Annotated in this window: 12 protein-coding genes; 4 read left to right on the top strand and 8 right to left on the bottom strand. The window is 41.4% G+C overall.

The window, feature by feature from the left end; translation table 11 throughout:
* Positions 1-9: 9 nt before the first annotated feature.
* Entirely contained in the window at positions 10-3,060 is a 3,051-nt protein-coding gene (locus tag OSCI_RS19420; RefSeq protein WP_007356809.1) for a tetratricopeptide repeat protein, read from the bottom strand.
* 54 nt (positions 3,061-3,114) lie between these two features.
* On the opposite strand from OSCI_RS19420, the gene OSCI_RS19415 reads away from it, so the two are divergent.
* Positions 3,115-3,438 (top strand): hypothetical protein, encoded by a 324-nt coding sequence (locus tag OSCI_RS19415; protein WP_007356808.1) that lies wholly within the window; start codon positions 3,115-3,117, stop codon positions 3,436-3,438.
* A gap of 10 nt (positions 3,439-3,448) precedes the next feature.
* The gene (locus tag OSCI_RS19410) at positions 3,449-6,343 is read left to right on the top strand and encodes a GUN4 domain-containing protein (protein WP_007356807.1); all 2,895 of its coding nucleotides are present in this window, start codon (positions 3,449-3,451) and stop codon (positions 6,341-6,343) included.
* Positions 6,344-6,516: 173 nt separating this feature from the next.
* On the opposite strand, the gene OSCI_RS19405 is transcribed toward OSCI_RS19410, so the two are convergent.
* The 4 genes from OSCI_RS19405 to OSCI_RS19390 all read right to left on the bottom strand — a co-directional run bounded on the left by OSCI_RS19405 (position 6,517) and on the right by OSCI_RS19390 (position 11,249).
* A complete protein-coding gene (locus OSCI_RS19405; RefSeq protein ID WP_007356806.1) occupies positions 6,517-7,398 on the bottom strand; it encodes an ABC transporter permease in 882 nt (293 codons plus the stop codon).
* A gap of 118 nt (positions 7,399-7,516) precedes the next feature.
* Positions 7,517-9,097, bottom strand: coding sequence for a hypothetical protein (locus OSCI_RS19400; RefSeq protein WP_007356805.1), 1,581 nt, complete (start codon positions 9,095-9,097; stop codon positions 7,517-7,519).
* A 254-nt stretch (positions 9,098-9,351) separates the two neighbouring features.
* Positions 9,352-10,164 carry a TIGR03943 family putative permease subunit gene (locus OSCI_RS19395; protein ID WP_007356804.1) on the bottom strand — a complete coding sequence of 271 codons (813 nt, stop codon included), beginning with the start codon at positions 10,162-10,164 and terminating at the stop codon, positions 9,352-9,354.
* Positions 10,165-10,208: 44 nt separating this feature from the next.
* Positions 10,209-11,249, bottom strand: coding sequence for a permease (locus OSCI_RS19390; protein WP_007356803.1), 1,041 nt, complete (start codon positions 11,247-11,249; stop codon positions 10,209-10,211).
* A 200-nt stretch (positions 11,250-11,449) separates the two neighbouring features.
* Between OSCI_RS19390 and OSCI_RS19385 the strand changes: the two genes are divergently transcribed.
* Positions 11,450-12,529, top strand: coding sequence for a GGDEF domain-containing protein (locus OSCI_RS19385; RefSeq protein ID WP_007356802.1), 1,080 nt, complete (start codon positions 11,450-11,452; stop codon positions 12,527-12,529).
* 13 nt (positions 12,530-12,542) lie between these two features.
* Positions 12,543-12,692 carry a hypothetical protein gene (locus OSCI_RS30205; protein ID WP_155523379.1) on the top strand — a complete coding sequence of 50 codons (150 nt, stop codon included), beginning with the start codon at positions 12,543-12,545 and terminating at the stop codon, positions 12,690-12,692.
* On the opposite strand, the gene OSCI_RS19380 is transcribed toward OSCI_RS30205, so the two are convergent.
* From OSCI_RS19380 to OSCI_RS19370, 3 genes are all read right to left on the bottom strand, one after another.
* Complete coding sequence (locus tag OSCI_RS19380; RefSeq protein ID WP_007356801.1) at positions 12,678-15,386, bottom strand: sulfotransferase; 2,709 nt, start codon at positions 15,384-15,386, stop codon at positions 12,678-12,680. The two genes, OSCI_RS30205 and OSCI_RS19380, sit on opposite strands and share 15 nt — an antisense overlap.
* A gap of 230 nt (positions 15,387-15,616) precedes the next feature.
* Complete coding sequence (locus OSCI_RS19375; RefSeq protein WP_019486997.1) at positions 15,617-16,843, bottom strand: ABC transporter ATP-binding protein; 1,227 nt, start codon at positions 16,841-16,843, stop codon at positions 15,617-15,619.
* On the bottom strand, positions 16,844-17,647 hold the full coding sequence (locus OSCI_RS19370) for an ABC transporter permease (protein ID WP_234708780.1): 804 nt from the start codon (positions 17,645-17,647) through the stop codon (positions 16,844-16,846). It abuts the gene before it with no gap.
* Positions 17,648-17,683 lie beyond the last annotated feature (36 nt).

Genomic DNA, 17,683 nt, shown 5'->3' with positions numbered 1-17,683 from the left:
AATGTTGCTTTAACCAGGTGAAATATCGGAAGTTGCTAATTGAGCTTCCTGTACTGCACGCTGATAAAAAGCCTCAAGGGCTGCTACACAATTTTTATCATCGTAGAGATAATGATGACTTTGCATCAGTTGCTCTGCGATACTATTCCTCCATTGTGCCTCAATTCCTAGCCTGACGGCAATTTTGACATATTCTACTTCATTTTTTGCAATGGTTTGTGTTATGCCTAGCATTTTTAAAATAGCATAAGAATGGCGACTACGCATTAATTTTCCCGGACAGGTGACAACGGGTAAATTGCAGGCGATCGCATCTAAAGTTGTATGCCCACCCGACCAGCTAAATGTATCTAGAAAAATATCTGATAAAATATAAAGATTCCAATAAGCTTTCTGAGCTAGTCTAGGTAAAATCACGCAGAAGTCTTTGCTATTTAAACCATACTTAGTGAAAGCTTGTTGGAGGCGGTTTTGAAATAGCTTCCCAATTTCAGCATTCGGTCGAGAAATGAAGACAAATTGAGCTTGGGGAACTTGCCGTGCAATTTCAGCAAAGATGCGATCGTGTTGAGGGAGGTATTTACAAAGAGTTTGGCAACAAAGATAGACAACAGCTTCTTCTGGCAAGTTAAAATCAGAGCGAGTTTGCTCTAGAATAGGAATAGTTGGTTTTGTGTAGGAAATTCCAATATTGGGCAAGCGGATTAATTTCTCTGAATAATGTTCTGTAGCATTTTCTGGTTCCATTAAGTCGCTGGAGAGGAAATAATCGACAGTTGGCAGTCCTGAAGTTACTGGATGTGCCCATGTTGTACACTGAATTGGAGCTAGTCGTAAGGCTGCAAGCTGAGTCATTTGTGCTTGCAAACCGAGTTCGATAAAAACGAGGATATGTAACTCGTCAGCAATAATTTGTTTGCAGATTAACTCTAAATTACCAGGGATATAATGGAAAGTATCGCTGTATAGTCGAAATTCCTGGGTAAATTGGTCTTGAGTTTCATTAATTTGATAGCAATAAATTTCAAATTGACTACTATCATGATGTCGCAGCCAGCCTAAACTTAGTTTGCCAACGGTGTGCCCCCAAAGACAACCAGAGATATAACCGATGCGAATTTTTCCAGTTTTACTAAGAGAAGGAACGGGTAAAGGTTTTACCCACTGGGGATAATTAGCAGCCATAACACGATGTGCATATTCACCGTATTGTTGCTGAATTTCCAAGTCATTTTCACCTTGATAGGCTAAGAAAAAATTGATGCGTTGACTGATTAATGCTAAGGCTTTTCGCCGCTCTAATTCTGTGTTAAGATTAGTTTGTTGAATTAATTGCTGTATCCCTTGACTAAACTGATTCCTATAAGTGGTAACTTCCTCTGAATTTTCGTAAATAACAGGGAGGATTAACAACTGTCCGGGGTTAAAATACCAATCGTCAGGAAATAAGGTAGCCGCGTGATTTGCCAAAGTAATCGCTGCTTTCGTGTTACCAGATTCTATCAAAGCTGAAATCAAGTTCCGGTAAAGATTTGCTACCTTTGGATAGATGTCAATAGCGTTACGGTAAATTTGAATAGCCTCTGGATATTGTTCGAGTTTTTGGTGACATTCAGCCAAGGCAAAGTATAATTCTAAATTCCCTGCTTGATTGGCTAAGAATTGGTAATAGTAAGTGATTGCGGCTTGATATTCACCGCGTTGATAGCAATCATTCCCGAAGTAAAGCGATGCTTGGTTTTTGTCAGTTTTGAGATGGCGGATAAATTCTAAAGCAGCAATAATTTCCGCATCATCTGATTTTAATTGTAGAGCTTTTTCGGAGGCGAATATGGCTGCATCTATTTGTTGTTGTGCTAATAGTATATTAGCCAGATTCAAATAACTACCATAATGTTCTGGATTAACTGCAATTGCTTGACGATAAGTTGATTCAGCTTGACTAAGGCGACCGACTTTGAAGAAAATATTACCTAAGTTATTGTAAGCATCGACATAGTTAGGATTGAGTGCGATTGCTTCTTGGTAAGCTAAGACAGCTTGCGTAAAATCCCCAAGTTTTTCAAAGACTAAGCCTAATGAATAATATTGGATAGCTTGAGAGGAATCAATTTCTAAAGACTTGAACAATATATCTCGTGCATCTTGATAACGCTCTGTCATATAATAGACTATAGCGAGATGATGCCAAACTTCTACTTGATTTCGATTCCAGCGTAAAGCTTGTTTGAATTTCTGTTCTGCTGCGGTAAATTTGCCAGCTTGATATAGTGTTAAACCCTGATTGTAGAGATTTTGTGCGAGTTCTCTTTTTGAATCTGACTGCAACTCATAAATTGATTGAATGACTATTTGCTTGCGGACTTGCTGAAAAGTTGACCAGTCGTAATTATCGGTTTGACGAACATTCCAGCTAAGAACTTGTAAACCATTCCAAGAGTTAATTAATTCAGGGGTGGAGAAATCGAGTAATAGCTGACATTGAGGGTTAGCGGCGATAAAATCCCAGTTAGCTTGACACGCCGCCGCCGAGTTGTTATTATTTACAATAATGATTGCTTCGTCAGCGAGGAAAGGTTTAGCTAAAAGTAAAGCTAAGAGTTGCGAACGATAATCCTGGGAGGCATCATAAAAATATACACCGATTTTGTCGGCTGATTGCATTTCTCGGAGGTTCGAGAAAAATCCCTCAAAGTCCTGATTGCAAAATAGGACTTGTTCTGATAAATTAAACTTAGATAGATTTTCAGCTAAGTTATCAAAGTTATCGGCAAAAGGATCGAATTCTAAGAAGTTATCGACAGTATAGGCTGTATGTTCGGGATGGTTTAGCATTGCTGCGATTAAACTTCCGCCTTGGAAACTGCCAATTTCGCAGTAAATTTCATTAGTTGGCATAAATTCTAAAGCTAAGTTTAGTAATTGCATCACATTGGCTGTAGTTGTGGTTTCAACTTGGTTGATTATTTGCTGAAATTGGGGAGATTTGGGGTAAGCTTGTGGACTTTCCCAGTTTTCGTATAAGCTTGAGAGTTGTGCAAAGAATTGCTGATAATCCATAGCCGGCGGAAACAGAAGACGAGCGACAAGTTAATTATATCAAGAGGTACACCAGTGAAAATTGAAATCCAGGGTCAAGATGCTGTGAGCGCTACTGAGGAATTGCTGAGAATTGAAGGACTTCAAGGTAGTTATGAAACAGTGGATGAAGTGGAGCGAGAAGGAACACTAGCTACTATCGCTACGATTGTGGGGATTGCCGGTGGTACGGTGACAATTGCTAAAGAGATATATGAATGGTATCAGAAATATCAGAAGTCTAAAGGGGCAAAGGCAAACTTAAGAATTGAGAAAGCTCTAATTATTGGTTCTAATAATCGTCGTTTGCTGCTCAAAGATGCTACATTAGAGCAGATTCAGCAGATTCTCGACGATTAGCACAGGAATAATGAAAATCCTTCACATCAGTTTAAGAGAACAGGGCAAGGATTATGCTTCTTTGCGCTACTTTTGGGAAAATCCTGCTGATTACAAAGAACCCAAAGACAGATTGCCTCTGGCTGAAATTAAAGATTTAGGCGAGCGAGCAGAAACAGATTACTATACTCGTATCCCTGTGGATTATGCTACTACTGGAAGATCGCTCTACAACTGGTTAGATCGGAGCGATCGCGTTTTAGCTAATGCCTTAAATCAGTCCCATCGGGAAGGGTTAGTAATTGCGATCGCGACCGATCGAGGACTGGCAAAGTTGCCTTGGGAATTGTTGCATGATGGTAATTGTTTCTTGGTAGAGAAAAGACCTGCAATTATTCCGGTGCGGTGGGTGTCTAATGGTCAACCGATCGCGATCGCCAACTCTCCGCAAAATCGTCCTCTTAATCTGTTATTTATGGCGACTTCCCCATTGGGAGTTAAACCCGAATTAGATTATGAAGCTGAGGAAGGGCAAATTTTAGAGACAACCCAGCGTACTCCAGTGAACTTGAGAGTAGAAGAAAGTGGTTGTTTAACTGAATTGAGTTATGTGGTTCGGGAATATGAAAGAAGCTATTTTGATGTTTTTCATTTAACAGGTCATGCGACTCATTATGGGGAAAAACCCTGCTTTTTGACTGAAGATGAATATGGCAACCGAGTTGATAGCATTACCCCCGAAATTTATGAAGCACTGACATCCCGCTTACCGCCTTTAATTTTCCTCTCTGGTTGCCGGACAGGTTATACTTCTGATGAGACAATTCCCTCAATGGCTGAAGAATTATTAAAGATGGGAGGAACAGCAGTTTTAGGATGGGGAGAAAGAGTCCGGGATACCGATGCAACAGCGGCTGCAAGTAAATTTTATTGTCTTTTGTCTCAGGGGGAAGCGATTACAGATGCACTATCTTCTACCTATCAAACACTGATTAAACAACAGGCACGCGATTGGCATAAATTACGGTTATATGTGGCCAATATCTTACCCCAGGCATTAGTAACTCCTTTAAGAACAAAGGGACGAAAACAATTGCCCAAACCGACGACAACAAGCGAATTTAGGGATGATGAGCAGCGATTAAGAGTAGCCAAGAGAGAAGATTTTGTCGGTCGCCGCCGTCAGTTACAGAACTGTTTGCGAACTCTGAAGGGAGATAATGACAAAGTAGGGGTATTAATTCACGGCATGGGGGGATTGGGAAAAAGTAGCATTGCCTCTCGACTGTGGGATCGGCTATCTGAACATGAAAAAGTTCTGTGGTGGCGACAAATTGATTCCTCAAACTTAATAAAAAAGCTATCGTCTAAATTAATTAGACCAGAGTTACGGGAGATTCGTAATAATTTAAACACTAGCGATGACAGTTTAGACATTAAACTCGCTAATTTATTCAATCAATTGGCAGAACTGGGTGAAAAACCGTTTCTCCTGATTCTTGATGACTTTGAATGGAATCTCGAACCCCGTGAAGATCGATACATCCTTAAGCCTGACTACATCCTTAAGCCTGAAGTCGCCACAATTTTGGCAGCATTAGTCTCGGCAATACAAGAAACGGGAACTGGGCATCGGATTTTAATTACCTGTCGCTATGAGTTTGATTCTAATTTATTGAATTATTTTTTACCACAAGCTTTAAAACCTTTTGAAAAAGCTGAATTAACTAAAAAGCTGAACCGCCTAGAACATTTTAGTCCTGATAAGCTCTCTGAAGATATACGCGATCGGGCGCTAAGTTTCGCCGATGGCAATCCTCGTTTACTGGAATTTCTTAATAATGAAGTTTTAGGTAAACCAGATGTAGCAGCTAAATTAACAGAACTAGAACAAAGTCCCGATCTGTGGAAAGACAAAATTATTTGGGAGGAACTGTATCAGCTTATTGATGAGCCTTTACAACGGGTTCTTAGCCATTGCCTAATCTATGAAATTCCTGTGCCGATGACAGCTTTAGAAATAGTTTGTGCTGCTCTTCCTAATTACCAACAGCAATTAAAACGGGCGCAAGAACTAGGACTCATGGAAATCAGTCCTCACGTTCAAGAAGAAAACCAAGTCTTTCGTGTCTCTCGAATTTTACCTCGTATAATTCCCCAGATCCGACTTCCTGAAGCACCAAAAGTTTATTCTTTGTACAAGAAAGCTCATGAAAAATTACATCAGTTATGGGGAAACCAACAAAATAAAAGTCAGGAAAAGTGGCAGGAGATTTTTCGGTTATTGTTTGCCGATCGAGAAAATCCAGAACGATTCAGACAGGGATTCTATGAGATGTTGGCAGTTCAAGATAATTCAGAAGCAGATAAAGCCTTAGAATCAGAACTGAGACAACTGAAAGATGAATTATCAACAGAGAATTTTTGCCGTCAATTAGAGGATGATTTAAGTCAAAAAAAATGGAGAAAAGCTGATGAGGAAACTGCCTGGATTTTTTATCAAGTGATGGTGCAGCAAGACTATAAAGATTGGTGGAAGCTATGCAGAAACTTTCCCAGCGAAACCCTCAAGCAGATCGATCGGCTTTGGGTTGATAACAGTCAAGGACGTTTTGGATTCAGCATTCAAAAGAAAATCTGGGAAAGTGTGGGCGGACATCCACGTGCAAATTATTTTATATATGAAAAATTTAGTGATAAAGTAGGATGGAGGAAAGAGAAGAGAGAAGAATGGTTGAGCTATGATAACCTAACATTTGATAACCTAGAATGGTTGGGCCACCTCCCGGCGCTCTGGGTGGTCGGGTTTGGGGTAGTGGGCGTTTGGGTTTATGACGTGGCCGTGGAGGAGAAGGAGTTGGGTAGCGGCATGGGTAGCAGGCGTTGGGAGGTGCTCTCTTTTCTCGCGCAAAGACTTAACCTGTAAGATATAACAATTTCAGGTCATTTGTCAAGCTTAATTTTTGTACTAATTTCTACGAAAACATCGGCTTTTCCCTAACTCAATACCTGGCACTGACGGAATGTCATTAAGTTATGAGTTCCAGTAGTAAACTACATAAGCTGTTGTAAATTTAAACCTTTCTGGAGTTGCTTTTTCTATTGATTCCGCAAGCGAGGATTAACAAACTCATTCAATCCTTCCCCCAACAAAGAAAGTCCCACCACCATCAAAGTCAAAGCCAAACCAGGGAAAAAAGCCGTCCACCAAATCCCCGTAGGTAATGCTTCTAATGCCAAGCGTAAATCATGCCCCCATTCCGCCGTTTCTTCAGGTAATCCTAAACCTAAAAAGCCTAAACCTCCGAGAGTTAAAATCGCATCAGCCGCGTTAAGGGTAAACAAAACTGGTACGCTTTGAATTACATTCAAAAATAGGTAGCGAGAGAGTACCGTCCAAGTATCTGCACCCATTGCTTGCGCGGCTTCAATAAATAGTTCGTTTTTGACGCTAGTAGTATGATTCCTGACTACTCTATAATACTGAGGAATGTAGGAAATGCTAAGCGCGATCGCCGCATTGAATATACCTCGACCTACCACAAAGGCTAGAGTTAAGGATAGCAATAAACCAGGTAAAGTGTAAAGCGTATCCATTAAAAATAGCAAGGTTTTATCTAATTTCCCGCCTAAATAACCGCTAACTAATCCCAGCGGTACGCCGATAATTAAACTCATAGCTGTAGCTAAAATCACTACTTGCCAAGCAGCTTGGGAACCAAAAATTGTCCGGGAAAAAACATCGTAACCTTGACCGCTAGTACCCAACCAATGACTAGCCGATGGGGGTTCGTGGATGGGGTTGGCGAGAAATTCTGTAGGGTTTTGCAGCCATCCCCAAGCTTGGAAAGTGGGTGATAGTATGGCTGTCAATACGAAGAATAGGGTAATGACTAAGCCTACCCACATCATTTGCATTGAGAGGGTAGATTTTCCTGAAAAAGTTAAAAATTTGGGCAGTTTGAATCCAGTAGTCGTCATAAGTTGGTATCAGCTAAAGGGAAGAGGGAGAGGGGGAGATGACAGGGTTAATTCATTGTCTCCAGAGAAAGGTTAGGGTCTGTTTTCAAACTATAAACCACAACAGAACGCAGGCGATTTAGGGTAGCCAGCGGGGATGATATCCGGGAAAAGGTAGTTCTTCGGGTTGTAGCTTTGACTGAGAACCGTCTGAGGGTATGTCAACTAATGGTAACAGCCAAAGGCGGCTAGTTGCGATCGCTTCTCCGCCTTGACTGCGGGGACTATCTGCTTTTGTAGAATTTCCCGCCGTCACCGACTGGTCAAATACTAAAACCAAGCCGTCAGGAGATAAACTCATTTGAATATCTCTCTGATTCGGTAAAATCAGCAGCGGTTTGATTGTCCCAACTAAACGGCCTTTCTCCTGTACCAGGTCAATCGCTGCGATGAAAGGTTGTTCTTTGTACTCTTCAGTTTTCAGGCGTTCTGCTAATAGACAATATAAGCGCCTAACTTGAGCATTTTGGCCAGTTCTAGGGTCAAATTGGACGCTGAGAATACTGCCAGGAATGCGGATAATTTCTTGTTCATCGCCTTGGTTTGTCAACAGGAAAAGCGATCGCGTGTAGTCAGTATTGTACTTCACATAGGCGGCCGCTGAATTGTCTGGGGCCATACCTAAGACTTGCTCAAATTTTGGTAAAAATTCTACGGGATCTGCTTCGGGTTTCAGGGGGACGATGGCTAATCCTTGCTTTTGGGAAATTACCATTGATTTATTGTCTGGCCTAATAATAAAATCTCCACCTTGTTGATTTTCTAAACGTTTTGGTTTTTGACCTTCCTCCAAAATCCAAGGGCTATAATCTCCCGTCGGATTGCTGCGATTAACTCGCTGAATTACTATTATTTTACCATCGGCAGACAGGTCAAACTTGAGGTTTTGGTATTCTTTAGAGTCTAAAACTTTATCTATTCTTCCTACTGGTTCAGGTGAGGCGATTTCTGTTCCCGGTGAAAGCGGATGAATCCCTGTAGTTACTGTATATAGTTCTTGTTCAAGAGTACCGCCAAAACTGGCGGCTGAACGGTCTGTAGCAGAAAATAAAATGCGATCGCCGTTGGGATAGGGTTTAAAATCCATCACTACTAAATCTTTAGGAGTGAGGGCGATTGGTTTCGGGTTACTTGTGAGATTAACCAGCATTAATTTCCCTTCTTCTTCTCCTTTAACGCCGATGTAAACAAAGGCACGATCGCGGCTACGAAAGAAGCCTGTGAAGGGTTGAATAAATCCTCGTCGTTTTTTAGGTGGCGTTGGTGACGGATTTGTTTGTGTGTTTTCAGCGTGAAATTTGTCCGTTGCTCCTTGTAGTTGTAAGCTGTAGGTAGTTCCATAAGGGGCAGGTTCTATTAAAGTGTAAGCCATGCGACGGCCAGCCCAGCTAAATTTGCCGGGAAGAGGCGGATCGAGGCGCAAATTCGCCTCGACGCTGGGATGATTCATCGGACGATTAAATGTAAGGATAAAGCCCGTATCTTCGGCACCGATTTGTTTTCCCTGCCAGCTAAAATCTCTAACTTGTGCTGCTGTACTGTCGCCTGTAAGCAGTAATATTCCTATTAATAGACTCAGCCCTATCATCATACCAATGGCAAGGCGATCTAGGGGCTGAACCCATTTTAAATTTTCGATCTTTGACTTGAAATCAATCATTTGTATGGCTAGGGGCTAGGGGCTAGGGGCTAGGGGCTAGGGAAGAAGGGAAGAAGGGAAGAAGGGAAGAATAGCTTTTCTCAAAAAGGTAAGGTACGAAGTTTGACCTGGAAAGCTTGACAATACAGGGTTTCTGTATACCTTATCGATCTGAAAACCTATAATTGTAATTGGTAATAGTTAGTGGAAATCTGCCTGCGACCAATAACTAACAGTTAACAACCAACCACTAACAGTTAACAGTTAACTGTTAACTAATAATCATAGGGATTTTTAGGTTCTGGAATTGGCTTGAGAGAGGATGCCAAGATCGTCAATTTACGCTTTCCTCCTAATTCTTCTGTACTCATTTCTCCTTCAATCTCTAGCCAGCTATCTGCTGGAAATGCCGCTCGATCTTGTCCTGGTTGCAGTTTAACTGGCAATCCTATAGGGTAGGCATCAGCGGCGCAACAGGTAATCACAAAACGGGCAATCCAGATGTATTCCTTTGACAAGGAAGGGGGATGAATTACGAATCCTTGAACTTTGACTTTTTGACCTGTATATGAGTCTGGTTCGGGATTAAAATTTAACAGTCTTACCCATTCTATGAGCGATCTTTGTTCTGGTTTGGCGGCGTTGCGAAATTCTTGAGGCTGCATTCGCGTGACTGGTAAGGATTCAGTAATCCCTCGTTCTAAAGCTGTTTGGCTGCTAAATGTTCGCGGGGTGATGATGAAACCAATCAATGCGACGCTTAATAGTAATATGCTGCCCCAACCAGGAGGAAATAGAGTAATGTGTTGAACTTCTTCTATTCTGGCAGAATCAATTCCCGGCACTTGGCGTAAAATCTTTTTGCGTTCCTCAATCTGGAAAAGTTCGTAGCTTTTAAGACTGCCAACGACAATTAAGCCTATTCCTGCTGCTAAAGTTAGGCCAAAGTAATTAGGATGGATCAGAATGTTTAATTTGCCAGTAATCCAATATTTCAGCAGCAAGATTCCCCAGGCTAAGATGGCTAAGGCATCTAGCCAGGGGCCAATGCGTCGCAATAGTGAAGGTGGTGAGAGTCTAGCAGTCATTGGTAATTGTTAACGGTTAACGGTTAACTGTTAACGGTTAACAGTTAACTAATATGCAAATTAACAGCAAGGGTGAGCAAAAAGGTCAATTGAGCGGCTAGTACGATTAAGTAAATCACAGCTCGCGGCTGAAAGATTGACAACATTAAGCCAATGCCTTTGAGGTCAATCATTGGGCCAAAAACTAAAAAAGCTAGTAGCGATCCACTGGTAAAGGTTGAAGCAAAGGATAGCGCAAAAAAGGAATCAACGGTGGAACAAATTGATACGACTGTGGCTAATAGTAGCATGGCTACTATGGAGGAGATTGGGCCTTGACCAAGGCTGAGGATGAGTTCGCGGGGTGCTGCGACTTGAATGGCGGCGGCGATCGCGCTACCAATTACCAACACTCCTCCTAACTCGCGCAATTCCTGTACCATGCTATCTAGCAGTAGATACAACCGCTCTTTGGAGGGACGGCGGAAAAAAGGCGAGGCTGCTTTTTCCTCCAATACAGATTCTAGGCGCACGGGCCCTCCGGGTTGACCCAAAAAGAATGTCCCCGATCGCAATAAAGGGGAAGTTTGGGCCTCTACTAGCTCTTTTGCGGATGGATGAGGTTCTAGTTTGGGTAAAGCGCGGGCGATCGCGGGTTGCAGCATGGGTCGAAAATCTGGCTGTACGCTAAATACCCAACCGATAGTTGTGGCTATTGTCAAGGAAAAGACTACCCGCAGCACTACTATCTCCGGCTGATCGCGAAATGCTGTCCAAGTGGCCCAAATGACAATAGGATTGATCGTAGGAGCGGCCAATAAAAACCCGATCGCGACTGGGGTGGGGACTCCCTGCATCAACAATCGCCGCGCTACTGGTACATTCCCACATTCGCAAACAGGAAACAAAAAGCCAATTAAACTGCCGACGAGAGCGCCTAACAGTGGGTGGCGGGGGATGTATGATAGAAGTTTGCGCTCGTCAATGAACCACAGGAGCAAACCTGAGAATAATACTCCCAGTAGTAGAAAAGGCATGGCCTCTACTAACAAGCTGAGAAAAAGGGTGAAAGCACTGTTTAACTGATTTGTCAGCGTGGATTGCATCTCTCACCTATCTAGAAATTGCGGCCTCGATGGGCAAACACTTTTTGAATCATAGCAAGTAAAGGGCGAAGTTAAGGTGAGGTTAAAAATATATTATCGTGATTTCCGAGTCTTAATTCATTAGTTATAAATCTATAAAATGTTGGTGGTTGGAATAATTTTAGTTTTATACACCATCAGTTTGAAGGCGATAAAATTTTATGCCAAGTTTGCCCTCTGCTCAGTTGTCTGTCCCGCCAATGTGGGAAACTTTTCCCCCGAATCTGCTTTTAGATTCCACCCTCGAACATCTATCGCTTTGGGATTTTCAGGTTGAATCTTCCGATCGCGGACAAATTGTGACTGAGAGGCTGGAAGCTAATCCTTTGATCCCAGGAGTTATTTTAACAGAAGGAGGTAAGTTATTGGGGATGATTTCGCGGCGGCGATTTTTGGAATATCTCAGTCGCCCTTACGGGTTGGAATTGTTTTTAAAGCGACCTCTAAAATCTCTCTATCGCTTTGCCTGTAGGGATATTTTGCTGTTACGGGGAGATAGTTTAATTGTAGATGCAGCCCGTCAGTCTTTGGATCGATCGCCTGAACTACTTTATGAGCCGATTGTGGTTGAGTTATCTCCGCATAATTATCGGCTCTTGGATGTCCATGAGTTACTGATTGCTCAGTCACAAATTCACGCCTTAGCTACTCAGTTGCTCAATCAAGCTTACCAAGAGTTGGATGAAGTTTATAAACAATTACAGCGCCAAGCTTGTTTAGATGGCCTTACCCAAGTGGCAAATCGGCGCAGATTTGATGAATACCTTCGCCAAGAGTGGTTGCAGATGGCGAGAGTGCGATCGCCACTGGCACTAATTATGGCTGATGTTGACTATTTTAAGCTCTACAACGACACCTACGGCCATCAACAGGGAGATGATTGCTTGAAGGCTGTAGCCCTTGCTATCACTCAAGCTACACGCTCTCCGTCAGATTTGGTGGCCCGCTACGGAGGTGAGGAATTTGCGATCGTTCTACCCAATACTGATGCTAGCGCGGCCCTGCTGGTGGGGGAGGATATCCGATCGCGCCTGAAAGCAATGGCGATCGCTCATCAAGGTTCCCCAGCCTGCGAGTGTGTGAGTTTAAGTTTAGGCGTTGCTTGCACTGTTCCTGATGATGAAAATGGGGGAAGTTACCTATGTTCCCCGGAAAAGTTGATTGCTGCTGCTGACTGCGCTCTCTATCAAGCCAAAAAACAGGGGCGCGATCGCGTTGTCCTCAGTTTGCCTTGGAGTTAGTAACTATAGCAGGATGCAGGAGGAAAATGCGATCGGAGAAAGGGTTGGGGCGATCGAGAATGTGCCAAAAGTTGTGGCTGTTACTATATATCAGGGAAATCGCATCTACTTTCTGCTCGATAAAATAATATCCCTATTATTAAATATTTCAATGCCCAGCTAAGTGCCGAACAAATTCAGAAGCGCGACGGTAAATCCTGCTGACAATTGGCAACTTATAACTGAGCTGAGTAGCAAAGTCGGACAAACTATCAGAACCCATTAAGTCAATCCGTCGCAATGCCAACAGGTTATTGTTTAAACCATTTACTCCTGATAAACAGGATAAGCCATAAGTGTAACCGCAGGCTCCGATTAAATGCTGAACAACTGGATCGAAATCTCCGTAGGGATAGGCAAAAGTTTTCACAGACCTTCCTAACCCCTGTTCCAGTATAGAGCGCGATCGCACAGCTTCCTGTACTATTTCTGTAGGCGACAGCAAGCTCAAAGGCTGATAAGTTGTACCCAAAGAACCAAACTCAACTCCTTCATCTCTCAGTTGACAAATTTCCGGCCATCCTAACAGCGGTACTTCTGGACTATCTGCACGTTCCCAGCTATTTGTAGTACCAATTCTCTCAGCCACCAATAACACTGTAGCCTTAAAACCGTAACGTTTTAGCAAAGGCCAAGCATAGTTAAAAAAGTCGAGATAGCCACCATCAAAAGTAATTAATATAGGTTTTCCAGGTAACAGAGTACCAGTTGTTGTTGCTTTCTCCCAATCTTCCCATACCGCAGAATAAAAGTTATTTTTGGATAAATACTGCAACTGTTTTTCAAAATTATCGGGAGTAACATTGTAGCCAATTGTTGCCCCCTCTAATTGTGGGCAAACATGGCGATACCTTAAAATTGGCATTTGTGCAGTTCCCCTCGTAGCCAAACTGCTGTTACTATTATCTGTGTTCCTGGCAGTAAATTCAGATAACCCCTTATAAAGTTTTCTGTTTGTCAGGTGTTCCCAATGGCACTTTAAATTAAGCTGTAACAACCTAAACTTCCCAGGAAAATTAGCCAAAGGAAAAGCGCCGAGCAATTTTCCCCCAATGTTAGATTCGATTTTATTAACATCTTGAGAAGGCTGAAATTCAGGAGAGTCGATCGAAGTTGGGGAATTGGGCAACAACAGTTCTGGTGCATAAATAACTCGCCCCAAATTCTCCTCAGTGGAATTAGTTAATATCGGCGAACCAGTGGTTTCCCATAGTTGAGTCAATTCTATCACCATCCCCATTGGTAAAGTTGCTCTCCTGTTGGTACTGCTTCCTATTGTTCCTAAATTTCTACCCAATAAGAGACTATTTTTGGGGTAAATTCCATTAGAATCAGCAGCGTTTAACCAGTCGGGGAAGCGTGTTCTAGTTCTAGTTTTGGCTAATTCTGCTAGGTGCGAGCGCAAAGATGTCAAATCATTCAAAGGTTTACCTAATAAAACCTCTCGCACGCAAACCCGGCAAAGTTCAAAACCACTAGCTTTAATCAAAGTTGTGCGTAAAGTTTGCGCCGAGATCGAATTTTCCTTAACCGGGACAGTAACTATACCAATCGGTACACCACCCACTGTTAACAATACATCAATTTCTGGCAGCGAAACTTCTATATTTGTCAGTGGTTCGCTCACTTCAATTGTCAATAATTTTGTGTCAATATGTTCCGCGATTGCGGCTTCAAAAAGCTTTGGGTTGTAGAAGTTTTCTAGTGACCATTCCGCTTGTCCCCAAATATCCTGTAAAAAGATTTGCCAAACCTTTTTTAATTGTTGGTTTTTAGTCAAGGAATCTATAACTTTTATCGGATTTTTTCCAATTTTTCTCTCGAAAAATCGAGAGAGAATTGGCAAATAAAATTTAGTCGCGATCGCATCCGCCAAAACAAATCTGCTTACTACCCCATCGCAGAATGGCAATTCGATATTTCCCAGATATTCTCCTTCCATTTCCACACGACAAAGGAGGCGCTCAAATGATAAAGGTGCAAAGATATCAACGATTTTCTCAGTAATTTCTACTCGTTGTTTATGAGATATTTGATTTTTTAGCGGTTTAATTTGATTGATAATATAGTGGATATTTATTTGCTGAAAAATGCTATAATATTTATGATGATTACTCTTTTGAATTTGTCTTTCTATTCCTTGATGCCAAACCGCACCTAAACTCATTTTCTGGGAAGTTTCCTTGTATTTAACTAGCATTGAATTATCAAATTTAATGCCAATAAATTTACAAATATTTGCTAAAGCCATACTGGGATCTTCCACAAGTTCTTGGTATTTTACTAAAATATGATTCTTTTTATTAGCATATAGATAATTGATTGATATTGCTTCTTGCCAGCGCGTTATACAATGCTCTAGCTTCCATTCTCCACCCCAAGCATCAGGAGAATTTCTACTAGCTTCGTACATCGATGTAATGACATCTATACCATTTCTTAAAATATGTATAAATAAAGCATCTGGTAATAATTTTTCTAGGTATTCAATGCAGTATATATGCTCTGGTGTTTTTTCTAGCCAGACAGATTTATCTTGTTCAAAGGCTAAATTATCTAATATCTTTATAAGACAATTAGCTTTTTCTAATTCTGATTGTTCAGCATTAAAACAACTTAAATATTCAGGGCGATTGATTTCTTCAATCAAAAATATCTTCATTCTATCATCAACAGAAATCGGATATTCAAACTTTGGTAATAAATATTGAAAAAACCTCGTTTCTGGGAAAGATATCATCAAGGGATGAGCAGCCAATAAGCTTTGTAAAATAGTAGTTCCAGAGCGAGGTGCGCCAACTAAAAATATCCGTTTCATAAGAAGGAAGAGTAAGAAGAAAGCCAGAAGATTTACACAGCTAGGGTTTTAGTTAAGTAGAAGTAAGAAGGAAGAATGTTTATACAGTCAGCTTTTTAGCCATCCTTATCTTATGTTGAATTAGGTGGATTTACTTATTCGTATTTTACGTTTAATTAGGTGAGATCAATTTACGAATCCAATATATTGTCATGCACCTAGATAGTTAATTTACTTTTAATCCTTACCGATCATTCGCTAATTTCCCAACGACAAGGAGGCCAAATAATAGTTCGATAATCAACCGCCGCATGGACAATCAGCGGATAAACTTGCCAGTGGAAATCGTAGGGATAACCCCACTTCTCCTTATATACTCCCACATTCACAAAATACTCACCGCCGCCAAGATCCAATCGATCGATCCGCAGCTTAATTTTCCCCCTACCTTGAATCTGAGGTATTGCCATTTGCATTTTCTCAGTATTAGCATCAAAACAGACTTTTCCATCTTCTCGACTAATATTAACAGTAAAAATTGGAGATAATATTGCTTCTGGAGAAATATACTCAATTTCCACATCCAGGGGATCGCCACCCCGAATCTCTGAAACCGGCAACAATCGCACACTGGTAATTTCTACTTCCCCTGTACCAACTCTGTTTTCACTACTTTCAACTGGGGAAAATACTTTAGCTATTTGAGGAGATTGTGTCAGGCTGAGTTCCTGGTTTTCTACTCCCATATCCGCTGCATACTGAGCTGCTATCATTTTAGGATCGCCATACATTAAGATTTTACCTTCTTTTAACCAGATAGCTTCATCACAAAGTTGCTCGATTTGCCTGGGATTTTGAGAAACTAACATAATTGCACAACCAGAAGATTTAATCTCAGACATCCTTTGCAAACATTTTGCCTGAAAAGCCACATCTCCTACAGAGATAAATTCATCAATTAGTAACACTTTGGGATCGGTATGTACGGCGACTGAAAAACCCAAACGCATTTGCATCCCCGTGCTATAAGTTCGCATGGGACTATCAATAAATTGCCCCATTTCTGCAAATTCGACAATATCATCAAAGCGCCGCGCTACTTCCTGACGAGTTAAACCTGCGACTACTCCACCGACAAATACATTTTCTCGCCCCGTCAAATCTCGATGAAAACCAGCACCTAAATCCAATAAACCTCCAATTCTAGGGTTAACAATAATCTTCCCCTCGTCGGGCTTGCCAATGCCTCCTACCAGTAATAAAAGTGTAGATTTACCGGCTCCATTGCGCCCAATAACCCCTAACATTTTTCCGGGAGGGACGGTGAAACTAACATCTCGCAGCGCCCAGAAACGCGCTTCTGGATTCAAACGTCTCATGCCTGAGAGGGCGGCCTCCATAATTGTTTTGGGCTTTTTAGCACTGAATTTACTAAAACGTTTACCCAGTCCTTCGACAATAATCCCAGTATTTTTCAACTATATTTCCTCCACAAAACGATCGCTTGCTGAGTCAAAAATTCCATGACCAATAAGTATAAGTCCACTACTAATTAATGCAATGATCCCCAAAGCTACCAAATTTGGTTGTGTCCCATAAATTAGTACAGCCCGATAAGCTTCCACAATAGATACCATTGGGTTGAGGTAGTAAATCAACGCAATTTTAGGGGGTAGAGCATTTACTTGATAGAAAATGGGTGTGAGATACAAAAGCATTTGTAATAACACACCAAGTGTATGTTGTGTGTCATGGAATGTGACGTTAAAAGCAGCCAGAGGATAAGCAAGGCCTACGGTCAGAGCAAACTGTAGTAGCATCAAGAAAGGCAGAAATAAAACTACTGGCTTAAATTGTACCCCATCAATTAGTAGAAATAAAGTTAAGACTGGTAATGCTAGTAAAAAGTGAATCATTCCTGTCATCACTGTTACTACAGGTAGTATAGCAGAAGGAAATTTTGGCAATCTGATCAAAGGACGGTTCTGGAGAATCAAACCTGTTGCTTGAAAGAGTGAGGTAGAAAACCAATTCCAAACCAGTAAGCCAATAAAAACATAAGATGAATATTGGGGAACATTCATCGGCAGGATAATATTGAAGACAAAGGTAAAAACTCCTAACTGTAAAAGGGGAGCAATTAGTGTCCAAGCGATTCCTAAAACTGACCGTTTATAGAGTAACTTCATATCGCGAGATACGAGTTGCCTTAGCAAGTCATAAATATACTGCGGTCGCCATTTAAGTTGAGCTATTTGGGCGTTTATCTTAGTTACTATCACTGTTAGTTGTTAGTTGTTAGTTGTTAGTTGTTATCA

The organism is Kamptonema sp. PCC 6506 (assembly GCF_000180455.1).
Taxonomy (GTDB): domain Bacteria; phylum Cyanobacteriota; class Cyanobacteriia; order Cyanobacteriales; family Microcoleaceae; genus Kamptonema; species Kamptonema formosum.
Note: the sequence above shows the minus strand (reverse complement) of the source record. Positions and strands in the feature narration are given on the sequence as shown.